The following is a 25,212-nucleotide window of genomic DNA, read 5'->3' on the forward strand; positions in this document are numbered from 1 at the left end:
ATATTTGCGTTCTGTTTACCTATTGTTTTCGGATGATTTGATGTTCTTTTCTTTTTTTAAACCCTTTACTTTTATTACTGGTGATTCATAAAGCAAGAGGGTTCTTTTATTTTGCTAAAATTAAATATTTTATTCTAAATGTGATAAAGATAGTTAATTCTTCAATTAGAGAAGTAATAAGCGTTTTTTTTTATCCTTTGGTCGCTTTTAAACTACTTATAAAATCCCGTATTTCTTCTCCCACAGCCTAATATCTCTTATATATTCAGAAAATAAAGCAGGATCAGGCTTAACCACTGAAGACCGATATAGATATAAAAAATCATAGCTGAAGGTTCTGCCAGTTCATGTAATTTTTCTATCAACGTATTTTTCATGATTTCATAAAAATCTACATTTTCATCGCCTAAATTCAATTCATCAAATTTCACTTTATTCAGGGCATATCCCAAAACACGTTTAAGGATTTTATTTTCAGAACTGTTTTTGAATTCATTCAGCAATCTTACTTTTGCCAGTGCATAATCTGTACTGTTGCGGACGACTACCGGCTCGTTGTTTTTAATTTTATTAATAATTTTATCGATAAAAGGAACCAGAATTGTTTTGGAATGGGCTTGTACAAGCCTGCTGATAATTCTTGACATGCCATATTTTGTAGAGAAAATACCGATACAAAACGGTGCAGCAATCATTAACAAGTAGAAGAGGCTTGCTGATAAAGGTTTTGCCATAACAGTAGCCACCAGAAATGCAACTGCTCCGCTATGCCCTAATGATGCACCTAAACTTTCAGCCATGATATAAATTCCAAGACAGAAAGTAATGACCGTAGAAAGAATTCCTATGGCATAAATTTTAAATAAACTGAAAATAAATACAGCTGATAATTTTGAAAAATATTTCAGGTGATCGGTAATTTTATTCATTACTGTTTAATTTAATAACATGGTTTTTGTGTATGTAGATAAAAAATCTACTTTATGAGTTTACAATATAATGAATATTTTAATTGTAAAAGAATCCGTATTAATCCCATATTTTTAATAGAAAATTTCCTGAACCTCCATTTCTTTAGCATCAGGATTATACGTTTCTTTTTTAACAAACCGTCCTCTACCATCACATTTATATATTATTGAATCTGAATCAACGAGTTGTTTGATTGGCTTGTTTTGTTCATTGGAGTTACTATAAATACTATATTGATGAAGTGAGATATTGATTTCCGAAGGCTGATAAATATATTTTGTTTCCAAAATCCGTAAAGGAACAGCTGACTGATCTTTCATTTTTTTCCACGCGTGCTTCTTCTGTTCTTCAATGGGAATTGTCTCCCATTTTCCGTTGACTAAAACACTAGAATTTATAATATCATACTCATAGCTTACCGCATCAATCACCTCATCTTTAAGATAGGTATATGTTTTTTCAACAAAATGATTCATGACATTTTCCTGATGATCCTTATCTATTGTTCCTGAATATTCAAGAATACCAACCAATTTATTTTCATTGTTATAAGTAAAATCAACGATATCATTACGGTTTTGGGTATATTTTTTTATCAGTTGCCCCTGTTTGTTATACTCATAGAAAAATGTCTTTGTTTCATCTTTGATTATATTTCCGTTGGGCGCTATCTCTTTCTCCCAGGTATTTTCTTTCTGTATATGGCCGTTTTTATCATACACCCAGGTTATCTCTGATTTTAAATTTTCATCGTTTTGTTTTCTGAAAATCAATCTTGATTTTTCATCATACCTATTTTCCAATAAAACTTTATTTAGTAACAATCTTTCTTTGACTAGTTTCAAAAGCTGTCCATATTTGTTATATTGATACAGATATTTGTGTTTATCTTCCGGAGCATCTATTTCCATGGTTTTGATGAGCCCCAGGTCATTCAATTCTATATGGGTAAAAAAGTTTCCACCACCAGTTCCCACTGCTCCGAGTGCAAATTTGTGAAAATCTGCATATTTTTTGGGTACAATATATTTGAAATCACTGATTTTTAATAATCCTGCAAGATTTATTGCTTCCGGATCCTTTAGGATAAAGATATGTTTGTCCAGATCGGCTGTTAGATACAGGCTATGATCTGCCGTTGGGGAGTAAAATAGAATGGTATTTCCTTTTTTAAAATAAGCCGTTCTCTGATCCGGATAAAGTTCTGTATCATTAAATTTTTCTACCTCTCTATTGTTCTCATCCATCTTCGGATCACCTGAATAGCAACCGATAACCAGGCTAAAACATATGAAAATAAATCCTATTAACAGAATAGTTTTTAATTTGGAAATAGTCATTTGGTTTTTTATTAAGCTTTTGAAGGGAAGGTAATGCTGTCGGCCACTTCATCATACCCTTGATTCTTTTTCATCTTTTGCCATTACAGCTCTGCGTTGTATTTTTTAACATCAACTACATATCCCGAATGAAAGAATTGCACTCCAGTGGCTTTCCGAAATAAATACAAATTACATATTAGCTCAGAAGTTTTAAAATTTTTCCAAATCGGAAAAACTTAAATCCTGTATTTTGGGTAAAGTATTGATTTTGATCTCTTTTTTCCTTTTGTTTAAGAGTTTCTCAGAACCTGTCACCTGTTCATACTCAATTTTCGTTTTGGCTATTAAGTCAATTCTCGTTTCAAAAGTGGTATCTTTTCCATCCCATAATACCCGTGATATTTTTACCAACTCAAAATTATTTTTATTCAGTCTGAATTCATAGCTGCTTTTCCGGTTATTAATATCAGTAAGCATTTTTAATATACCATCCTCAATAAAAAAATCTGGAATTACATTACCATTATGTTTCCCATTTTTATAAGCCGGATATTCGTTTTCAATAAGTTTTGTAGAAGAAACGATCAGTTGAAGCTTTTTATCAGGCTGGGAGAGGAATATCTGTACTCTTACGGGTCTGGTATCATCTGTCACATCCATTTCTACCATAATCCTGTCATTGCGTTTATCATTATTCAAATCCCCCATTTCTTCTTGTATCAGAGATGTATAATTGTTTTTATCAGCAGCTTTTTGTGAATATAAATTCACATTGGCCAAGAGAAGGAATATAGCAATGGATGATGATATTTTTTTCATAATTATTTTTTATTGATTAATAAACTTTGCGGTTAAAATGCTCCTAATAATGATTGTAAAAAAGATTCAGAACCCTTTATATCATAAAAGAATAAATTTAGCGAAATCCAATATACCTGAAATATTAAAAAAATAATTAAAATGATCATCAAAAATAAAAGCAAGAGTTTACTTTTTATTTTTATTATAAAATAATACATTAATGAAATGGTTAAAGAAGGAATTATTGCCCCAATGCATCCAATTTGTGTAACTATTTTTATAATATTTTTTAGATCATATTTTTCTAAATAATTTAAAGATAAAATGTACCAACATGTAATTCCTATTGTTAATACAATAAATATCAATATCAATAAACTAACTATTATGAACTTTCGAATGTTGTCCATTTCTATTTCTTTTCGTATCCCGGATTTTTTACTGAACTAAATGAATTTTTCACCCATTCTTCAGTCCTTCCCTATAATTGGGTATGACTTAAACGTATAAGATTCCATAACAAAGTATGATAGGTCATTTCAACATATAGTTACATCTTTTTTAATCTTGTTCTGTAGTAAACCCCACATAATATTTCCGCAATTTCCGCTTAAGATTTTAAGTTGTTTATCTAAAAAACTTCTACTATTTAGCCAAAGGATTATCTATTAAAGCACTTGTTATGATATAAAAAGAAAAAATCAGACACATTATATAAAGTAATCCTAAAAAAGCAATAGCCCGAATCAAATATAAAGCCCATATTTTTTTAATTATTTTTATGAGAATAGTATCTATAAGAACAAATAAAATAGTTGTGGGAATACTTATAATCAAGCCAAATTGTTTTATTATTTTTTCAATGAGTTCTGTATTAACAGATTCAATAATACTGCTGTAACTAAATATAAAATAAATAATAACCAGTAAATTAGCCAGTAAAAAGACAAATAGCGCTTTACTAATAATTTGTGTTATATTTTTCATATATGTTAGAATACTTCCAATAATGATTGTAAAAAAGATTTAGAATCATCTATATGATAGAATACCATATTTACGGTAAGCCAGTAGACTGAAAATAGTAAAAAAATGAACAATATAAAGATCAGGAAAGTGAGTAATAGCCTATTTAATATAATTTTCGATAGATAATATATGAGAGAAAATATTACTGCAGGAATAATTGCTCCAATGAGACCAACATTTATAACAACTTTACCAATACTTTTTACATTTATCAATTCTTCATATCTATGTAATAAAATATACCAGCCAGACAAAATAATTGTACATAAAACAAATATCAATAAACTTATAATAATATTTTTCTTACTATTTCCCATATATTTATTTCTTGTTATATTTCGCTTTCTTTTCAGAACTGAAAGAATTCTTTAACCCCTCTTCAACTTTCCCCCACAATTGGGTATGACTTAAACTATGAGATGCCATAGCTAAATATGCTAGCGAACCCGGTCGTTTTATCATATCATCCTTAAATGTTATTTCATCTTGTTCAGTAACTAATCCCGCATAATATCTTGTGACAAAGGTATCATATCGTCTAAGATTTCCTCTTAAAATTTTAAGTTGTGCGTCTAAATTTCCTGTTACGATATATTCAGCATCATCAATATAGCCAATAATTTTTTTCAATTCAAGGGGTTTAATAAACTGACTGAATAACCTCATCAACAAATCTTCCAGCTCCCGGGCATGTACTGCACCTTGTGCTCCTTTTAAAAAACCACCAAATTCTTTTCTCTTATTTCTGGAATTATAGGGATCACTTTCAAAAATAGGCACATCTATAATGGACAGTCCTTTGGTTTGCTTTTTGGGTGTCCAGGATGTTTCGTCAATACTATCAGTGATTCCTTTATTTTCTCCAAATACACCTGCTAATAAACTTAGTAAATAACTATCCTTTGGACTGCTTTTAATGTCAAACAAAATATTTAAAACCCTCAACCCTTGTGTCAGATTTAAATTTTGTGCCCATGTTACTTTATCATACCCTTTTGCTATGCCAGCATTATAATTATTATAGACATCATAGGTCCATCGTAAGAGATTATTTAAAAGGCTAATAAACGAATCTTTTTCTTTTTGCAGATTAGAATTTTCAATTTTTAGAGAATCAATATATAGGATAAACTCTTTCGTCATCATATTTATTCCCAAAAAAGCTTTTGCCATTTCTTTCCATGCCGGAACTGCTCTTTTCTTATGGCTGCTGGGAAGACCTATCCCCTTAAGATAAGTTAAAATAGTATTGTTATTTACACCTTTCAGTGTCTCTATACCCGTTTTAAATTTCTCCATTTGAAAAGACTTCAATAAGCCTTCTAAATTGGTCAAACTGAAGTCTGCAATCAATTGTTGGGTCAGATCATACTCATTATGAACGTTAATGATCTTACATTCTTTATGTAATTTTCCATGATTCAACTGATGTTTCTTCTGGAAAAAAGGAGTTGATAAATACGTGATACTTTTAACTTTCCATTCTTTAGGAAATTCTGTAATCTTACGAGGTTTCAAAATACTGGATTTTGCAATCATATCCTTACTGGAGATGAGCTCTGTAAACTGATTTATAACGTTACCACCATGTGAATGACCAATGAGATGCAAATGTACCTCTTGATTTTTCCAGCCGGGATATACCCTTAACAGCAGATCAAATAATCTCTCGGAAGCTTTGATTCTTTCCTTGGTATCATTATCACCAGACCAGCTGAAAAAGTCTCCTTCGATATGCAAATCAGTAAATTGAGGTTTAAGTTCCTTGATTTTATTCCATAAATTATTTAAACTTTCCTTTGTTTCTTGCTTGGTCTTTTCATCAATATATTTCCAATAGCTTGTATTGGCCTTATGTTTCGTTCCTTCAGTATTTCCAGGGTCTGTAGTCCCAGCGACAAACATAAGAATATCAATAATTCTCCCTTTTCTTTTAGGAGAATCTTCGGGGTCTCCATATTTTACCCCTTTTTCTACACCAGTTTCTGTTACAGATTCTCCAGCTGAGGTAATAATGTTTTCCTTAGAATACATACTGTGTCCCTCCTGAGATATTTTGGTATAAGTTCCTTTTACAATTCTCGTCCTACTCATAGCTTACTGAAATTAAATTTTCCGCAATGGCCTCAAATATTATTTTTCACTAATTATTTTACCCGTATTGGCATCCATCTTATAGACAACAGGTCTCCAGGCACTGGGTTCACCAGGGGAAGTTTTCATGATTTCCATAAGTTCTTTTTCCGAAATCCTTTTTCCCTGCATAATCATAATATTCCAGACAGGAACATCCTGATCATATACAATATCGTATTTATTGGTCCCATCATCATTTAATCTTCCGGCTCCAGTTTTAAGATTAATATATCCTTTTTTATCCAGAAAATTCAATACATCCTGATACTTTATTTTTCCGTAGTTTTGTTCTTCATCTACCGTTTTCTCAAGCTTGCCATCCTTATCATAGTATTCGGATTTTTCAACTTTCACCGTCTCGCTTATTCTGGTTTCTTTTTTCTTCAGACTACCATTAGGATAAAACTCTTTATAAATATACAGAAATGATGGTTTTGGGAGTAATTCTTCAGAAGTTCCCATTTCCTTCTGTTCAGGAGCAGACATAGACAACACAGTATGACCATTTTTCAACTCCAGTGTGCCATTGCTTTCCTGATATTTTTTAAATAAATCAAAATCAAATTTTTCAACCATAGTACTCGTTTTGTGATTCTTTTGAGTTTCTTCTTTTTTAGACTGGCAGGAGCATATTACAAAAGATAATATGGAAAAATAAATTAATATTTTTTTCATTACAGCATAATTTTAGAGTTCAACACTTTCCATTGCCACTTAAAAACAGTAATTCTCGGGATTTGTATATGATGACAATAGTCCATAAGATTATTTGTTTTATAGGCTTCATAGGTATACTTTGCCGGAGCATTTCCATCAAAAGTATGGGGAAGTCCCAGCGCATGCATTAATTCATGGGCAACTGTTTCTTTTGAATGGGTATAAAACTGAACTGTAAAAGTGGTATTGAAAAATGAAAAGCCATTGGTATAGGAAGCAATTTTACCATTCTTCCACCCCGGATATATATCTTCTATAAAAAAGACTTTGAAATGCGAATCGTATTGGCTACCATATTTATCCCGGAATTTTTCTTCCAGGTAGTCTCTCAATCCACTAGAGCTGTCTATATAATACTTTCCGTCAATCTTTTTACAAAACTTGAATCTGAAGGCATTATAGATGAGGTTTCCCGTACAGTCAATAGAAAAGGAATTCTGAATGGTTGGAGATACCAACGCCTGATTCAGACATTGTGTAAAATACTGCTGACTGCCAGGTTTGGGTTTTCCTACTTTAATGATGTCATTAATATCTGTTTTTACGGAAATAAAAAGCGCAGAAATCTTTTTAACATGCGCCACAGAATTGGGATGAATAAACAAAGCTCCACAAATCTCACCATCTGCTTTTACATACAGCAACTGTTCTTTGGAGAACTGTTCTTTACAGGTTATTTTCAGATAATTGGATTTATCATACTTTCCTACCTTAATCACTCCTATTTCTTTAAGATTAAGAGATAAGTATTTTTCTGCTTCTTTATCTTTAAATTCAAAAGTCAGTTTTTGAGGTTTCTCTTTAATTTCAATTTTAAGGGTTAACAGTGCTGACTTTCCTTTTAATAATGTCAAAACAGGTATAGGATACAAGTAAGGGGTTTTATTCACTTTTTTCCATGAAATAGAAAGGCTTTTATAGCTTTTCAGTTTCTTATCATACATATTAGGATCTTTGTGGAAGTTGGTATTCCAGCTATTCCCGTTTTTAAAAACCGTGACATTATCCGGCTCATAATATTTTCCCATAACGGCTCCGAACCAGTTGTCTCCCAGCTGTCCGGAATCCCCTTCTCTTAGCCAGTCAAAACCAAAATCAGGATTATCTTTATACTTATCATGAGGCCTGAATTTCACCATGCATTTAGCCACCACTTTTCCGGCAGGTGGCATTGAGGGATTTCCAAAACTTAATCCATCCTTGACTCCGGTTTCAGTAATCGCAGACCCAGCGGTGGTGATAATATTCTCATTAGAATACATGCTGTGTCCTTCCTGAGAAATCTTGGTATAAGTTCCTTTTACGATTCTCGTTCTGCTCATGGGTTAATGTGCTTTCGACTTCTCTCCGCTATTGTTCTGTACTTCTGCCTGGGCATGTTTATGAACAAACTTTCCGGATTGAATATTCATATCTTTTTCACTGACCTCATTTCTCTCTTTCTTGGTTTCGCTAAGCACATCCCCTTCAATAATCTCTGTCAGTTTTCCTGTAATAAACGTGCTTGCATTTCCAATGACTGAAGTAAACTTCATAGCTCCTACACTTTCAGTATTATTCAGTCCTATGCTGTCTGATTTGTTCATACCTACCGTTGTTGTCATATTTTCACCTACATTGATGTTCATATTTTTACAATTCAGGGTCATGGTTTCCGGTGCAGTGATATTGATATTGCTTCCTGTCGTATCCAGATGGATCTGATTACCGCTTTTATCTGTGATGATGATACTTTCATCTTCTGTGAAAACAATTCTGTGTCCGCTTCTTGTCTGGATAGATTTTACCCGGTTATCTACTCCTCCGCCAAGGCCAATTCCACCATGGAACATTCCTCCCATTACAAATGGACGGTCCGGATGACTGTGTACAAAATTCACCATCACCTGATCTCCTACTTCAGGAATGGCTACATACCCACGGTTTTGGGTAATTTGATCGGTTCCCCCTGCATCAGGGGTCATTACTCTCACAAAATGAGTAGTATCGTTCATTTGCCAGTCGAATCTTACCTGTACTCTTCCCTGTCCTTCAGGATCTGCATTGGCAATTACCGTTGCAATCTGAGGCTGTGCAATAGGTACTGTAAATTCAGGTTTTGGTAAAAATCCTGTATCTGCCGCTATAGATTCAAAACTTCCTTTATAGTGACCAATAGTATCAATTTCATGAGTTACCTCTGTCACCATCACCTTGGTAAAATAAGAAGTCTCATTACTGTCAGGTTTTCTCATGTGGATATCAACCACACATCCCGGATGAAGGAATGGCACTGTAGTAGAACCTGAAACGGAAAATACACTTACCGCTTCACTCCCTGCAGTACTTCTCTGGGAGTTCTCCACATCTAAGTGAGTGGATGCTTTAATAGGAGCTACCTGAAGCGCCGGAGTTTTATATATTTTATCGTTATGGCTGTATGCTGTTTTCGCTAGATCTCCCAAATGGTTAACCGGAGTTTCACCGGAAGTCAGCTTTTCATTTTTACTGCTGTTGTAGCCGTAATATTGTGGCTTTGTATGAACTGCCTTTAATTCTACCCTGATGTCATCAGCATTACTTCCGTAAGTAAGTTTTATAGGTTTGTTCTGAGGTGGAAGTTTTCCGAAATGAAGCACTTCACCGTCATAGTAAAATTGTTCTCCATAGGCTTCTGCCATTCTTGCAAGATAGTTATAATGGGTCTCGTTGTATTGGCTGCTATAGATAATCTGAGAATAATCGTTGGTATCCACTCTGATATCAAAGCGGCCTTTATCAATTCCCTGTTTAATTACTTCTTCAGCAATGATTCCCATATTAACGGGCTGTCCGCCTCCAAAACTCTGGATGTGCGGAGCACCATCCAATAGAATGGTTGGACTATATCCTGAAAGGACAATATTTCCAAGACTCATCTTTTCCTGGCTGAATCCTACTTTGGTAATGAGCCCTACGAAATTTCTTTCGGGACTGTTATCAATATCTTTATAGGAAATAATTGCCGTAAGGCGTTTTCCCAAAAATTTATTGGCTTCCTCAAGGGTATGGCTTTGCCTGTCACCCAATGCATCATGAGCAAGGGTAAGACTAAATTCGTGATGGTTACTCGTTTTTTGCTTAAGCGTGAAATGTTTGTAATACTTAATAATTTTTCCCTCCACAACCAGCGAAAGTTTTACCAACCGGTTGATCCCTGCATGATGGTTTTCAGATATTCCATCAGCATTCTGTGATGGACGGAAAGAAGACCCCTTTGTCTTTGTTTCGGTTTTCATATGCTTTGTGTTTAGTTTTGTATTAAAGATAGCAATATTTTATGAAATAGTCATCATATCAATGAGATATGAATAATTAATCAATATTTTTTTTTAATGTCAGGCAAAAAAAGACCGTCTTCAAAGTGGACAGTCTTTTTTTTGTATGAATGTTGATAATGTGTAGTAGTTTTAGCTTGTTGGCCAAAGTCCAGCATACTCAGAATTACCATAGCTGATAGTTTCAGCACTCACTACGAAGCTAATATACATACTATTGCTGTCTACAGCATCAAATTCTACCTGGTGTTGGATTACATATCCATTTTGCCAGTTCAAAGTGATTAATGTTCCTTCTTCGTGAGATTTGTTGAAAGTAATTTCTCCTACTGTCGGCTTATACTTTCCGTTCAGTAAACTTTCTAAGATATCTGATTTTTCAGTAGCTTCTACTGTAACTTTGATTAATGCGTTAGAAGGGTCTGATGCTACACGTCCTGATACGTCTGTAGATCTTGATACGCTGTAGTTCATTTTTAATAATTTCTGACCTTCTCCGTTGTTGAATTTTAAGATTCCTCTCGAATTTCTTTCTGCCATGATTTGTAAATTTTAACCGTTAGTAATATTTTGTGATTCAGTGATTGTGTAGCAAATATAAAGGGTCTTTTCGGCTAAAAAAAACTTTTCACCATAAATTTGAAAAATTGTAGTAGTTCTACGACTTTTTGTAGTAATTCTACGACAATGGATTTATAAACAATATCATAACTCGCATTAATAAAGCATTTTAAGCTTTATCCCTAATTAAGGAGAAAAACAGACTTTTACACTTAAACGAGAAATAACAGCCCTCATATATTCAAAAGTCTAAGATTTTTATCTTAAGATGTCACATCGGAAAGTTAGAAGAAAAATTCCTGTTTTAAATACTATGAAAATCCTCAGTAGAAATTTCTGTAACAAAAAAGCAGAAGTAAGGTTACTTCTGCTTTTTGTTATGATAAAACTAACCATTAATGTTTAGTATATTCCGGAGCTTCTGTTTGAGTCATCGTTGGTGTAAAGAACTCGCTCAGCCAATAGAACGTCTGTCCGTTTTGCTGAATCTTCACTGCCGGATTATTTCTGTGATTCAGCATTCTTTCTGCTAAGTCTTTATAGTGGTGGAAATAAGTTCTTACTGTTTCATTACGAACTATTTTTGATTTTTTCCATCCTTTAAGCTTATACTTAGCCAGGATCTCTTCTTCGGAAAGATCGAATCCTGTACTCATTCCGATCGCATAAGACATTGGCAACTCATAAAGGTCTCCCTTATCCAGGAACTTGATCGTTGGATTGTATTTCTTTAACAGTCTTACATATTCCTTGATCGCTTTTGACTGGCTGAAACCTGGTTTATCTGGCTCTGTATTTCTGTATACTTCAGAATAGAATGCTTTAAGATTATCAAATTCCGATTCAGAGATCAGAATTCCTTTTTCTATACTCGGAGTAATTTCTTTCAGTTCTTTTGGTAAATACCCTTTTACAAGGAATGGATTTCCATAATTAATCAACTGTGCTGCGATTCCTGCAGAAACAGGATTGGTAAGTCCTGGATACAAGTATTTATATTTCAAATCCACATCAGTTTTTCCTGCCCCTACAGAGGAGTGGAAATAAGCATTTAGGGATTTATCAACACTCTGGTTGTCTAAAGTAACCTGTGCAATAAGGCTGTCTACTGATTTCTTCAGGAATCCTGGGGTTGCTACATCTCCTTTTTTAGGGAAGATTACAAATCCCTGAGACATACTTTGCTTAGGGTAAGCTAAAGAGAAGAAGCCTTCATCACCTTCTACCAGGCTGAAGTTGTTTTTGGTAAGAACATCAGATTGATTGATGATCTTTTGCTTTTTAAGCTCAGCGATATTTTTAGCCGTATTGGTTACCACATTTTCAGCCATTAATACAAAATCATTGTAAGTATCTGAAGATCTTGCACTGGTCTGGAACATAATCAATCTTGCCTGCGCCTGAGTAAGAGAACCAATAACGCTGTACATATTTCCGCTTTGGTTAGCAGAGGTCCCTACAGTAACCACAATATTGGTTTCATCCGGAACATTGGAAAGAAGATTTCCTGCTGCAGTAAGAGCTTCTCCTACCGGTTGATAACCATTATTGCTGGTACAGTTCATCTCATTCGTTTTCTGATCGATAAACGTCGTAATCTTACTGTAATCTGCACTTAGGTTAGAAACCGCTGTATTGGTACCACAAGGGTTGTTTTTATACAAAACCACTCCATATTTTACGTTATTGAAATACGATGGTTTTTCAAATCTAAGCTGAAGATCCTGTAATAATGATTTTACAATAGGCGCGTAAGGTGCATTTCCAGCACTTATATCCAATGCAAAAACAATATTAATGTTTTTATCTCTATCTGTGATTTCTTTATAACGGTCGAAGTAGATAGGCTCTCCTAAAACATTAAAGACATAGTTTTTACTATAATCAAGAATATTGGTAAAATACTTTGTTTTAGAGTCCGGAGTTGGAGTTTCATTAAGAGGCAGAACTACTGGGAAGATATTTTCCAGGGGCTTTCTCTTATTTACATCTGTAAGAAGAATAGCCGTTCTGTTCTCTGCATCTGAACCTGATGCACCTGGATACCCTTCACGTACTCCAAGTTCTGTTTCAGTAATTCCTGTAGTATTTTTAAGCTTTATCGCTGAACGCTCACCCCATGTAGAAATTACGTTGGAGCTCACCCATCCGTAAAGGCTTTTTCCAATGCTGTCGATGTCTACAGATGGTTTTTTACCTACCAGGAATCTTTTATTATTTTCAGCCTGTTTATAAACATACACCATCTGCCCGTTAGGAATTTTAACATTAGCAGCTTCAATAAGGCTTGGTGAATTGAACACCATAATAGAGTCATTTTTGTAGTATCTTTCAGCATTTCTGATAACTTCACTGTTATTAGGCACTACTGCTACTCTTACAGGATATCCTGTTCTTTCGCTCTTCAGGGAATGATTCCATAAAAGGAGGTCAGATTCATGGATCCAGCCATAGGTTTTAATAGATTTTGAGGAGACTTTTTTCATTAAGGCATCCGGTACATATTCTGCTACCTTTACCATTCCGTCTCTATGCTTCAGAACCATTAAGGGTTCCAGAAACTTCACTTCTTTATATGATTTTTCATCATCTTTATCCAAATAAGCCGTATTTCTTGATCTGTCTGAAATAACGATCCATGGAACGGATTTTTTAGGATAACCATTGACAACTGTTGAATTATCTACCTGTCCATATTGAGAAGGTTCAGGTGTTTTTTTTGACGGAAGCTTTACCTGGCAACTCGTCAGTAATACTGATAATCCTATATAATATGCTGCTAGAGGAAATTTATTTTTCATCCTATTTTATCTTTTTATGATTGGTACATCCGGTGAACCGAATGGTATTATTTGCTTTGGTTTATATCTACTTTCGTTACACAGTTCTGTGTATCATCTAAATTCACCTTTACAGTCTGAATGACCGTATTTTTATCAAACTGAAGACCTGCACAGTACATGTAGAAGTTATTGACTTTACTGTCATTAACTTTTACCACTGTATTCTCATTATTACACAAATAAGTTTTCAACAGGTAGTTATAGTGCATATTGAAACTGTTTCCGTTGGCAATCTGCTGTAAATGATATTTGAAATCACTGTCAACTTTTGCGTAGGAATCCTCTACAGAAACTTCTTCCTGTTCCAAAGGGTTGTAAGCAGGAAGAATTTTGATATGATGGTAGATAGGCTCCTGGCTTTGCTCAGTGTAAAGAGTTACCACGTAATCTCCCGGCTTTTTATAAGCGTAGATTGCCATTTTCTCTTTAGCATCCGTATTTCCTGTCTCTCCAAATTTCCATGCAAAGTCTTTTGCATCAGATATAGCACGGAACTGTACGTTCTCATTCTGCATTGCCTGAACCTGAGCTTCAATAGTTGTTTTGGATTTTGTACTGTCTTTCGCTGGTTTGATGCCTCTTGCAGAAACCATTACTGGGAATGATTTGGTGTACTTGTTGTCAACAATCAAACTTACCTGATAATATCCAGGTTTATTATAGAAGTGAATTCCACTATTTTTATCAGAAGTTGTTCCGTCTCCAAAATTCCATCTTTTGGTTTTTGCAAACTGGGTTTTATCTTCAAATAAAAGGGTATCTCCTACCGACAAATTAGATGGATAGACTACTCCAACAATATCATCAGCAGAATGGATCACTTTTTTCTGCAACCAAAGAGCAACCAGGGCTGCTATGAGCAATGTTGCAATAACACCGATAATAATGTTCTTTTTGTTCTTTTGAAAATAATTCATAGTTAATAATTGTGATGTGTTTTATTTATAGTTCCTAAATTCATTGTTCGTTTATTGGGTACGAGCCTTCAACTCACTCTGACGTTGATAAATCTTATCCTGCTTATCTTTAAATCCTATTCTGCACTCTTCTACCTGCTTTTCAAATCTTTTGATATCTTCTGAGGTAGTGGAGATTACTTTCTTGTCATCAAAGTACATCTTATAGAATTTGGCAATCTGGGGATAAGCATCTTTTCGGATATCAACAATATTATCATGACGCTTAAAATAATCGTTCAAATCATTAACCCCCATAAAGATATTATTTTCCACAAAAGGTTGTGGAGCCTCATCAGTAAGCTTACTAATCATGGTATACGCACTGTCCATGATAGGAAGAATGATTTTCTGGTGCTGTTCAAACTCAGCCTTTTGCTCTAGATTCTGAATTCCTCTTACGTCTTCGTCAGAAAACGGTGATTCAAATCCTTTTAAAAAGATAACTCCCAGAAATATCATGGCAGTTAAAAGCATCAGTATTAAATAAAAAAACTGATAATGCCTTTCCTTTTTAGATAGTGTAATTTGTCCTTGCATATCTTTATCTTTTTATCTTCTTCTACCTCCTGTAAAATTTCTTGTAGGATCTTTTCTAAGCTCATTATTGGCGCGGCTCACTTTGCCCATACATTCATCCAGGTCTCTGAGAACTGTTTTCTTTTTGTATTCTACACCACTAATTTTGGTTTTCAACGTAAGCATAGGTCCGATCTGTTTCATCAATGTAGTGTAATGTTTAAAGCTTGTGATACTGTCTTTTCCCATAATACTTTTCACATTTCCTACGTTATCCATAATATTGGTTCTTAGAAAAGCCTCATTTTCCACCTTGTTCAGATCAAGCTGGGTCATTTTCTCATAAATTTCATCCACATTCTCCTTCAGCATATCACTTCGACGCATTAATTCTTTATAAGCTTCAGCTTCACGACTTATCCCTTCACGCTGTATATCATAGCTTTTGAAGAAGAGATATAAACAGCTAAAGGACACCATAGACAAAACAACAAATGAAAGGATAAACTTCCAAATGCCCGTTCTGACGTCAGATTTGTTCAATTTTTTTTCCCTGTTAGAAGACATATATTTGCGATTTGTTTGGCCTGTGAAAGTATAAAAAAAATTTTTTATGCACAATACGTATTTTCCCCACTCCGGTTTCGTGAAATCCCGGTTTAAATTAATATTAATTTTCACTTTAATAAGTTTTTCATAAATTAGGCCTCTGAATTTTAAATATCATTTGCCAAATCGATATTAAGAATGAGTAAAATATTATCTAATACCGTGCGTTTTTCTATAGCAGACAGTGATTTTTATTTTAAAAAAATAATGATCAAAACACTTATGGAAAATCCTTTCTATATGCTGTTGAACGACTGTAACAATGGCCACGAGCTTGTGAACCGAATTTACAGAAGACAGGAAGATGTATTTATCATAGAGCTGTTTATGCCGGTATTGAGTGGAATTGAAGCGATTAAATATATAAGGAAAAACAACACAGAAACACCTATTATTACTTATTCCGGAACTTACCAGGAGGATATGGCTGAAATTCTGTCGAGAATACCTAATATCTATTACTGTCAGAAAAACAGTACCATTATTAAAGATATCATTAAAGGGAGTATCGCTTCTGACGAGTTCGATTATGAGGCCTATTCAAAAGAATGGGAACAACAGCCACTTGCCGTACAGGAATATATGGACAGGCAAAAGAAAGGGCAGGAAGAGCTTTCACCGGCTGAGATACAACTGATGAGATTCTGTTATGAAGGTTTCAGTAATAAAGAAATTGCAGAAAAACTAAACCTGAGTACAAGAACGATTGATACTTACATCAATCGTCTAACGGAAAAGCTGGGATTAAAAACCAAACTTCATCTTATCCGTTTCTGTGTAGAAAATGGATACTACAACTCCAGCATGTAGGAGTTAAAAAATTCGGAAAACAGATAACAGAAAGCACTGATAATTTTACTGTTACGTGTTTCATATTTTTTCTATTTCTGGTGTTTTTTTATCAAAATTCTATAATATTATTTTATTATTAAATTATCATCAACCTGCGTTAACATAGGATATACATTAATAGCTCAACTATTTGAATAAAAATATTTTGCCACTAATTTGCTAGTATTCAATTTTTTTAACTAAATTTGCACACCTAAAATTTAAAATTAAAATAAGGAAATGACAAAGGCAGAATTGGTAAACACCATCTCAAATAAGTTGGGAACAGAAAAGAATGAAACACAGAAAGTTGTAGAAGCTTTTATGCAGGAGATCAGAACTTCTATGTATAATGGGGATAACGTTTATCTGAGAGGTTTTGGATCTTTTATCATTAAAACAAGAGCTGCTAAAACAGGAAGAAATATTTCTAAAAACACTGCGATTGAGATTCCTGCTCATAACATTCCTGCTTTCAAACCTTCAAAGTCTTTTGTAGAGAAAGTAAAAACGAAAGTTGCAGTAAAATAAGAACATTAACTGAATATTAACTAGTTACTAAAAAATTAAAATTATGCCAAGCGGAAAGAAAAGAAAAAGACACAAGGTTGCGACTCACAAAAGAAAGAAAAGAAGAAGAGCAAACAGACATAAGAAAAAATAATCTCTTTTTCTCGAGATTTACAATATAATAATATAGTTGGTGGTTTTAAATTTTTAAAGTTCACCGACTATATTTTTGTTTGCAACTATAAGATTCCGCGGAAAACGGATGGTTTCAAATATTATTTTAATAAAAATATAATGGTTTTCATTCTAAATCCTTATATTTAATAGATGAATTAATCTAGAACAATACCAATTTCCTAAAATCTTAACAATTTTTATCTGATAACAAAATGAAGAAAGAACTAATAGTTTCGCATGAAGATGATCTTACAAAGATTGCACTGCTGGAAGACGGAAGACTATGTGAACTTCATGAGCAAGAGGACAAAAGCGATTTTATAGTTGGAGATCTGTTTATTGGAAGAGTAAAAAAGCTGGCCCCTAACCTTAATGCGGCATTCGTCAATATAGGATATGACAAGGATGCATTCCTGCATTATCAGGATCTGGGACCACAATATCTTACCTACAGAAAGTTTTTAAAAGATACGATCTCTAAAAAACAAAACTCTTCAAGCTTAAAAAATTTCGAGATACAGCCCGAAATAGATAAAAACGGAACGGTAGACAAAGTCATTGCAAAAGACGATCTTGTTCTTTTACAAATTACTAAGGAGCCTATTTCTACAAAAGGGCCAAGGATTTCTACCCAGGTTTCACTGACAGGACGTTTTTTGGTTTTAATTCCATTCGACAATAAAGTTTCCATTTCCAAAAAGATTAAAAGTTCTGAGGAAAAAGAAAGATTAAGAACTCTAATCGACAGCATTAAGCCTGAAGGTTTTGGAGTCATTATCAGAACTGTAGCCGAAGGAAAAAAGGTAGCCGACCTTCATAATGACATGAATCAGCTGATTCAGAAATGGGAAAGCACTTTTAAAAATATCCAGAGAAATAAAGTTCCGTCTAAAGTTTTAAGCGAAGAAGATAAAGCTTCAGCTATTTTAAGAGACAATTTCAATCAGGATTTCGTGAATATCATCTGCGACGACGAGCAAATGGTAAATGAAATGACCAATTACGTTGAAGTAATTGCCCCTGAAAAGAAAAACATTGTCCAGTTTTATGATTCTCATATTCCACTTCTGGAATATTACAATGTTGAAAAACAGCTTAAACAGAGCTTCGGAAAACATGTAAACATACCAAGCTCCAAAGGTGCTTATCTTGTTATTGAACACACAGAAGCCCTGCACGTCGTAGACGTTAACTCCGGAAATAATATTACTACCGGAACCGCTGTTAATAAAGAACACGCTCTTAAAGTCAACAAAATGGCAGCCACAGAGATTGCCAGACAGCTTCGCCTCCGCGATATGGGAGGTATCATTGTGATCGATTTTATCGACATGCCCAACTCAGAGCACAGAAGAGAGCTCTATGAACACCTGAAAGAGGAAATGAAGCGCGACAAAGCCCGCCACAAAATCCTTCCTCCAAGTAAATTCGGTCTGATCCAGATTACCAGACAAAGAAACCGTCCGGAAAAACAGATCGAAACCAAAGAAGAAAACCCGAACAAAGATGGAGAAATTGTAGCTCCTATTGTGATCGTGGAAAGAATGGGTGAAACGCTGAGAAACATCCTGCAGAAAGAAAAAGGAAAAATCTACCTGCATGTACACCCATTTGTGGAAGCCTACCTTACAAAAGGCATTAAAAGCATCCAAATGAAATGGTTCATGAAGTATAAAAAATGGGTAACCATTGTACCAAGGGATTCTTTTAAATATTTAGAATACAGAATTTACAATTCCAAAAAGGAAGAATTGATAGAATTCTCTAATTAAGACAAAATTTAAACCTTCAGTAATTACTGAAGGTTTTTTTGTTACATTTGTAAAAAACTACATAAAACTCAAACACAATGAAAAAAAATCTATTACTGGTTACCCTGGTAGCTCAGAGTATTTCCGCTCAAATTACATCTTATGACAACAGTTTCGCCTCTAACGGAAAATATACCATTGCAGAGGCTTCTAACTCTTATTACACAAACATTCTTCAACATTCAGACGGAAGCATTTACTTCACTTATATAAAAGAAAATGCCACTACAGCCGTTGTTTTATCAAAGCTAAATCCTAATGGTACCATTGATACTTCTTTCGGGACCAATGGAGTAGTAAGTATTCCCTATACTTCTTCCGGATACCCTTCTACTCTTAAAAAACAGGCTGACGGCAAACTTGTTATGCTAGGTTTCTATGAAGATGGAACCGCTATCACAAGAATTCTTCCCAATGGGCAGATAGATTCTACTTTTGGAACCAATGGAACGGCTAAAATTCCTTATATCGGAATGAGCCTAAATGTAGATAGCTTTGGATTCTACATACAAAACAACAAAATCATTGTCTATGGCAATGCTTTCGACAATAATTATCATATTTTAGATTATTCTCTGGTTTACAGATTACATGAAAATGGTTCTATAGATCAAACTTTTGGAAATAACGGCTCTATCAATACCAAAGCAAAATATGTTTTTCTGGATAATCAATCCAATATTATAAGCCTTACCGGCAGCAGCAATTCATATCCTTATGGGGCCTTAGAAAAATATGATCCCAACGGACAGGTGTTTTCATCTTTTGGAAACAATGGTGTTGCAGCATTCCCATCAAGCCCTGGAGCCATCAATTCCGCTTTTTTGGACAGTAATAATTATATTGTATGTGCTAATATAAACAAAGAGATTTTCAGACTCAATCCCAATGGCAGCCGCGATAATTCTTTTATATTTGATAATACACAACCGCCTTTTAACGATGGAGATTTATCACTTTCTCTTTTTGAGAGAAATGGAAATTATTATATTTCCGGGATTACAGGTCCAAGTGGAGAAACCTTTGTAATTTCCAAACTTACTCCAACAGGCTCTGTAGATCCTGCTTTTAATTATTATTCAGAAAATGCAGTAGGTACTTTATTTATAGGAAACATGATTATCAATGATGGAAGTATTATTGCAACAAGAGGAAACCAGATTTTTAAATTTCTGTTAAATAACAACACTACTTTGGCTACCGCAGATTTTTCTAAAGCAAGCAAAACTGGAATTTCGTTTGAAAATCCTGTAAGCCAAAACCTGGTTTATAAAACCCCGGATAAAGTAGCTAAAATTGAAATCTTTTCTGCGAGCGGGAAGCTCCTAAAAGTCACCAAAGAATCCAACACTTCTGTTTCAGACTTGCCTAAAGGAATTTATATAGCTACAGTCACTTTTGAAAACGGAAGCATTACCACTAAAAAACTTATTAAAAATTAAAACTTAACCTCCGGATTTTACCGGAGGTTTTTTATTATCTTAGTACCACAGTAAAGTAGCTATTCGATGCTAAGGTTTAGGCTAAAGCCATAGGATTTGTTTTATGTTATAAGGCGGACTAAAGCCCACCTCTATTGAATATAAACATAACATCTTTTAGTTTTAATTATGAAAAATCACCATTACAAAACCACCATTCAATGGACGGGAAACAAAGGAACCGGAACCAGCGGCTATAGAGATTATGAGAGAAGTCACACCATTTCAGCAGACAATAAAGTTGTTATTGAAGGTTCATCTGATCCGGCATTTCGAGGAGATAAAACAAAGCACAATCCTGAAGAGCTCTTTCTTTCTTCACTTTCTTCATGTCATATGCTTTGGTATCTTCATTTTTGTTCTGCGGAAGGTATTATTGTTACCAATTATATAGATGAAGCTACTGGGATTATGGAAGAAACAGCGAATGGCAGCGGACATTTCACAGAGGTAACATTATACCCTATTGTCACAGTTTCTGAACCATCTATGATGGAAAAAGCCCAAGAACTTCATCATAAAGCCAATGAATTTTGTTTCATTGCCAATTCGGTTAACTGTATGGTAAAACATATCCCCAAAGTGTTAGTTAAATAAAAAAATATTTTTATAAAAATACTCCAAAACGCCTTTAATATTAAACATCGAGCTACAATAACTCTAAGTTTAAGGATCAAAATTCAACAAAAAGAGACTTATTTAACAAATAATCAATAAAAATAATATTTTATTACCATAATATTCATATAAAATCTAAATTATTTATCAAATTTATTCATTATGTTAAGTTTTTTTCATATTTTTATATAAACAAAACAGACCATGATGAAACCAAGATTAACCATTTTTGATGAACCTATGTTATATACAGAGGGCTTATCAAGATTACTAATGCAGAGCAAAATTTTCAATACAATAGATATCTGTAATTCCTTAGAAATGCTCTACAAACAATTAAAAGACAAGCCTCCTGAAATGCTTGTCATGAGTTCCAACATCCTCATGCTTACTGAGATATGCAAATCTGTAGAAAATATCATCACAGAGTATCATCATATCAAAATTATCATCATTGGCAGCTGCTATGATGTAATAGATATCAGAAAGCTTTTCAATAAAGGTATTAAAAGCTATCTGGATAAAAACTGCAAATATGATGAATTTCTAAAAGCTATTAATGCTTTATTATTGAACGAAATTTATATTTGTGACCATGCCAAGGAAAGAATGCTGAGTTTCATTAGTAATGAACAGGGCAAACGAAATTTCCACATCAGAGATCCTCTTACCCGTCGTGAAATGGAAATACTCCAGCTAATCTGTGAGGGATTCAGCAGCAAAGACATCTCTGAAAAACTATTTATAAGTATCAATACGGTAGAAACACATCGAAAAAAAATTCTTTTGAAACTGAATGTAAAAAACACTGCGGGCGTCGTAAAATATGCTATTGAAAATCATATTGTAGACTGATTGAATTTCGCCAAATGATTAACCTGAAAAATTCCAGACCCTAAGATCTGGAATTTTTTTTTGCCTGCTCCCCAATTCCTATTAATAAAAAGTTCGGCAAACAACTGATTATTAATATTGAAAGAAGTCAATAGCGAATGGTCAATTCGCTTCGCTTGTCAATTTTTTATATACCATGAGACTTCTTAATTCACTTGCGAAGCAAAATTCACCATTGACTTTTCTATGCTTTAAAGTAAAGCCTCTTTTACCCTACTCATAATCCGGCATTTCGCCGTTACTGAACAGCGTAGATCGTGAAAGGTCTGTCAAACTACTATTCAGATCTATTACCATTACGTTTCTTTGTGAGATATTATCATTGGAGGTATTCATAAAGATGACCTGGGCATTGTTGGGGGAAAATCTTGGATCCAGATCATTGGTTCCCATGACTTTATCACTTTCAGCGGAAATATCATTTACAGTATTATCTGTTAAATTATAAATGAAGATATGAGAATCCAGCTGGCGATAGTTTCCACTTCCATCCTGGTATCCTGACAGATCCCGGGTAAAGAGAAGAAGCTGCCCATCTACAGAAAAATTAAGGCCTCCACTGGCTCCGGCAGCACCGGACAACACCGTTTTAAGAATATTTCCCATCATATCTATGACATATATATTTGTATTATAGCCGTTATAGTCATTGGTTTTTATGGCTATTTTACTTCCGTCGTAGCTCCAGTCACATTCTGAAATCATGCTTCCATCCGGAGTTGTATAGACAAGCGTCAGGCCGCTTCCGTCTTTATTGATCCTATATAATTTATTAAAGTTGGAGTAAATAATTTCCTTACCATTGGTACTCCAGGCAAAATCCATTTCATAGGCATTGAAGCCGGCAACGGGAACCGTGGTGACTTTAAAAGGATTGGATCCATCTGGATTGGCAGTGTAAATATGGGTACTACCACCTTCAGTTCTGAGAAAGGCAATGAGACCTGCATTATTATTTTTCCGTGGCCGCCAGCTGTTATAAGAAGAATCTGTGAACTGAAAATTATTTCCCTGCTCATCACTTGACATGATGACAAAGTTACCATTCAGTTTTCTCACATAATGATATCGGTTGGCCGGAACCGTATTGGTTGTAAACTTACTGGCTTGGCTTAAAACTGGCTGGTGAATGCCGTCCGAAACAGACACCTGCCAGAAGTAACTTACACCAAACTTCAGATTTGAAAGTGTATAATGATTCACTTTCAAATCATTAACCTGAATCACATTAGTGTCAAGATTATTTTTAATTGTTAAACTATATTTTAATACATCTGCTGTATCCGGATCTGTTGCACTCCAGGTAAGTTCAACATTTAATGGCTGATTGACCGCATTATCTATCGGACTAAGAAGCTGCGGTGCAGTAGGCGGTGAATTTAATGAAGTATCATCATCCATTTCAAATACTACAGTGACCACCTGATTTTGATTCTGCATGTTTACAGACTGAAAACTTGTAATATATCCTGAAAGTTCAGCTTTCACAGAATAATTACCTACCGGCATTGCTGCAATTTCGAAAGACCCGTCAGTACCACTGAACACTGTTTGCGTTGTGGGATTGGTAAAGATCTTTACATTAGCGAGAGGTACATTGCTCCCTCTTTTCACTACTTTTCCTTTTAGCATTCCTGTCTGAGCTTGTTCTACAAGGTCTTCATTACATGAAAACAGACAAAAAAATAGGAGGAATATGCTGAATATTTTGATTAAGGTTTTCATAATTCATGTTTTTATTTGTTTCCAAGGTAAAAGTTGATTCCCAATCCAAAACGCAAGGCCTGATCTTTTCTTTTTCCGTTAACAAGTCCTTCCCAATCATCTTTAAATCCAAGATCATACTGTGCAGAGGCTCTCAATGAAAAATTATGATTGATCATATATTCAATCCCGCCTCCGAACTGCCCTTTGTATTGAGGTTTATATTTAGAGTACAAGGCTCCGCCCCCACCATACACGTATGGACTGAATCTGTATTTCGGAAAAAGAATGTATTCCAGGTTCACTTCAGGACCGAAGTAGTTTCTTTTGATAATATTTTCATTTTCAAGGGTAAAATAATTCCCATTTACCTCAACATTAAAATTGGGGTTCAGAAAATATTTGAACCCTACCTTTCCTCCTACATTCATTTTAGGGTTTACATAATCATCTTTAACCTTCTGAGCCTCCACCTGGGCAAACACAGAAACTTTTTGTCTGTAATTTTCAGGGTACCTGTTACCAATGACCCTGCCATTATTATTGTCCTGCTCTTTATTATATTCATTAATTAAAGTCTGATAACCGGCTGTACTATCGTCTATAGCTTTTCCCCATATTTTATCCTGAATCCCTTCAATAATAAGAGATTTTACGGCTTTTTCGATAGCTTCGGTTACGGCCAATTGGATGGGTTCGTTTTGAGTAAATCCAACTTCACCCTCCAGCAGCCTTTCTGTATCTACATATCTGAACACACTGCCGTTTACACTGGTGGAAAGAATAGTTTTGGAAATATAAACCGTTTTAAGAATTTCTCCATTAAGAGTGGAAACGGCTCGTAGATAAATGGTAATTCTATCCTGACGATATTGTGTGGAAGCCCCAATTCCAAAATAACGGGCTCCAAGACCGCCTGTAAGGATATTGCTGTCATAGGAAATGACTCCTCCTTCCAGAAGAATTCCGGCGTATAGAAGCGGAGGAAGTGACTGAGTATTTTTATCTGCATCTTTTATATATTCCTGACGTGTGGAACGGATAATTTGTCTTTCATTGAGCAGATTGGCGATATTTTCTCTTTCAATAGGAATAAACCAGCGGCTATCTTCAAGTGCTTTAATAAGAATGGTTGTTGTACCCTGGGGAACTGCGGTACTCCAGTTGTTACCATTTTCAGAAGGTTTGTACTGGCCGGTCTGGTCTCTGAATTTATAAACTCCTACCACTATTTTTTCTTTAGGCGGAGGGAGCTTCTTTAGTTCTGCAGTGGAAGCGGTTACCTCTCCCATTGTAGGCTTTTCGGGATCTGAAGGTAAGCCGAATATTGAACTACAAGCCTGTAAGACACATAGCATGAAACTACAGAAAAAGATTCTGTTGTAAGTGTAAGTTCTCATGATAAGTTTGGTTTAAGTTTTTTAT

At 34.5% G+C, this 25,212-nt stretch carries 21 protein-coding genes; 6 read left to right on the forward strand and 15 right to left on the reverse strand.

Annotation, left to right across the window (positions count from 1 at the left end):
* Positions 1-257: 257 nt before the first annotated feature.
* From AC3HD6_RS20370 to tssO, 13 genes are all read right to left on the reverse strand, one after another.
* Positions 258-929, reverse strand: a complete 672-nt coding sequence (locus AC3HD6_RS20370) for a hypothetical protein (protein ID WP_488897990.1) — start codon at positions 927-929, stop codon at positions 258-260.
* Positions 930-1,043: 114 nt separating this feature from the next.
* Entirely contained in the window at positions 1,044-2,312 is a 1,269-nt protein-coding gene (locus AC3HD6_RS20375) for a hypothetical protein (RefSeq protein ID WP_488897991.1), read from the reverse strand.
* Between the two features lie 192 nt (positions 2,313-2,504).
* On the reverse strand, positions 2,505-3,113 hold the full coding sequence (locus tag AC3HD6_RS20380) for a hypothetical protein (RefSeq protein WP_488897992.1): 609 nt from the start codon (positions 3,111-3,113) through the stop codon (positions 2,505-2,507).
* A 627-nt stretch (positions 3,114-3,740) separates the two neighbouring features.
* The gene (locus tag AC3HD6_RS20385) at positions 3,741-4,082 is read right to left on the reverse strand and encodes a hypothetical protein (RefSeq protein WP_488897993.1); all 342 of its coding nucleotides are present in this window, start codon (positions 4,080-4,082) and stop codon (positions 3,741-3,743) included.
* Positions 4,083-4,445: 363 nt separating this feature from the next.
* The gene (locus tag AC3HD6_RS20390) at positions 4,446-6,218 is read right to left on the reverse strand and encodes a hypothetical protein (protein ID WP_488897994.1); all 1,773 of its coding nucleotides are present in this window, start codon (positions 6,216-6,218) and stop codon (positions 4,446-4,448) included.
* 39 nt (positions 6,219-6,257) lie between these two features.
* On the reverse strand, positions 6,258-6,935 hold the full coding sequence (locus AC3HD6_RS20395) for a hypothetical protein (RefSeq protein WP_488897995.1): 678 nt from the start codon (positions 6,933-6,935) through the stop codon (positions 6,258-6,260).
* Entirely contained in the window at positions 6,935-8,299 is a 1,365-nt protein-coding gene (locus tag AC3HD6_RS20400; protein WP_488897996.1) for a zinc metalloprotease, read from the reverse strand. Before AC3HD6_RS20400 ends, AC3HD6_RS20395 begins: the two co-directional genes overlap by 1 nt.
* A gap of 3 nt (positions 8,300-8,302) precedes the next feature.
* Positions 8,303-10,234, reverse strand: a complete 1,932-nt coding sequence (locus AC3HD6_RS20405; protein WP_488897997.1) for a type VI secretion system Vgr family protein — start codon at positions 10,232-10,234, stop codon at positions 8,303-8,305.
* Positions 10,235-10,405: 171 nt separating this feature from the next.
* Entirely contained in the window at positions 10,406-10,813 is a 408-nt protein-coding gene (tssD, locus tag AC3HD6_RS20410) for a type VI secretion system tube protein TssD (RefSeq protein WP_488897998.1), read from the reverse strand.
* A gap of 416 nt (positions 10,814-11,229) precedes the next feature.
* Positions 11,230-13,635, reverse strand: coding sequence for a type VI secretion system protein TssR domain-containing protein (gene tssR / locus AC3HD6_RS20415; protein ID WP_488897999.1), 2,406 nt, complete (start codon positions 13,633-13,635; stop codon positions 11,230-11,232).
* 47 nt (positions 13,636-13,682) lie between these two features.
* Entirely contained in the window at positions 13,683-14,594 is a 912-nt protein-coding gene (locus AC3HD6_RS20420; protein ID WP_488898000.1) for a PKD domain-containing protein, read from the reverse strand.
* Between the two features lie 51 nt (positions 14,595-14,645).
* Positions 14,646-15,173: a type VI secretion system transmembrane protein TssO gene (locus tag AC3HD6_RS20425; RefSeq protein WP_488898001.1), complete on the reverse strand. Its 528-nt coding sequence runs from the start codon at positions 15,171-15,173 to the stop codon at positions 14,646-14,648.
* A 12-nt stretch (positions 15,174-15,185) separates the two neighbouring features.
* Entirely contained in the window at positions 15,186-15,719 is a 534-nt protein-coding gene (tssO, locus tag AC3HD6_RS20430; RefSeq protein WP_488898002.1) for a type VI secretion system TssO, read from the reverse strand.
* A 180-nt stretch (positions 15,720-15,899) separates the two neighbouring features.
* On the opposite strand from tssO, the gene AC3HD6_RS20435 reads away from it, so the two are divergent.
* The 6 genes from AC3HD6_RS20435 (at position 15,900) to AC3HD6_RS20460 (ending at position 22,044) form a co-directional block, all read left to right on the forward strand.
* The gene (locus AC3HD6_RS20435) at positions 15,900-16,571 is read left to right on the forward strand and encodes a LuxR C-terminal-related transcriptional regulator (protein ID WP_488898003.1); all 672 of its coding nucleotides are present in this window, start codon (positions 15,900-15,902) and stop codon (positions 16,569-16,571) included.
* Between the two features lie 261 nt (positions 16,572-16,832).
* Positions 16,833-17,123 carry an HU family DNA-binding protein gene (locus AC3HD6_RS20440; RefSeq protein WP_002984212.1) on the forward strand — a complete coding sequence of 97 codons (291 nt, stop codon included), beginning with the start codon at positions 16,833-16,835 and terminating at the stop codon, positions 17,121-17,123.
* Positions 17,124-17,491: 368 nt separating this feature from the next.
* The gene (locus tag AC3HD6_RS20445) at positions 17,492-19,051 is read left to right on the forward strand and encodes an Rne/Rng family ribonuclease (RefSeq protein ID WP_488898004.1); all 1,560 of its coding nucleotides are present in this window, start codon (positions 17,492-17,494) and stop codon (positions 19,049-19,051) included.
* 77 nt (positions 19,052-19,128) lie between these two features.
* Positions 19,129-20,532 (forward strand): T9SS type A sorting domain-containing protein, encoded by a 1,404-nt coding sequence (locus AC3HD6_RS20450; RefSeq protein WP_488898005.1) that lies wholly within the window; start codon positions 19,129-19,131, stop codon positions 20,530-20,532.
* A 168-nt stretch (positions 20,533-20,700) separates the two neighbouring features.
* Positions 20,701-21,168 (forward strand): OsmC family protein, encoded by a 468-nt coding sequence (locus tag AC3HD6_RS20455; RefSeq protein ID WP_488898006.1) that lies wholly within the window; start codon positions 20,701-20,703, stop codon positions 21,166-21,168.
* Between the two features lie 228 nt (positions 21,169-21,396).
* Positions 21,397-22,044: a response regulator transcription factor gene (locus AC3HD6_RS20460; RefSeq protein ID WP_488898007.1), complete on the forward strand. Its 648-nt coding sequence runs from the start codon at positions 21,397-21,399 to the stop codon at positions 22,042-22,044.
* Positions 22,045-22,296: 252 nt separating this feature from the next.
* Here the strand turns inward: AC3HD6_RS20460 and AC3HD6_RS20465 are convergent, their stop codons facing one another.
* Positions 22,297-23,808, reverse strand: coding sequence for a carboxypeptidase-like regulatory domain-containing protein (locus AC3HD6_RS20465; RefSeq protein WP_488898008.1), 1,512 nt, complete (start codon positions 23,806-23,808; stop codon positions 22,297-22,299).
* 11 nt (positions 23,809-23,819) lie between these two features.
* Complete coding sequence (locus AC3HD6_RS20470) at positions 23,820-25,187, reverse strand: CsgG/HfaB family protein (RefSeq protein ID WP_488898009.1); 1,368 nt, start codon at positions 25,185-25,187, stop codon at positions 23,820-23,822.
* Positions 25,188-25,212: the final 25 nt, after the last annotated feature.

Source organism: Chryseobacterium sp. II3a, assembly GCF_057815135.1.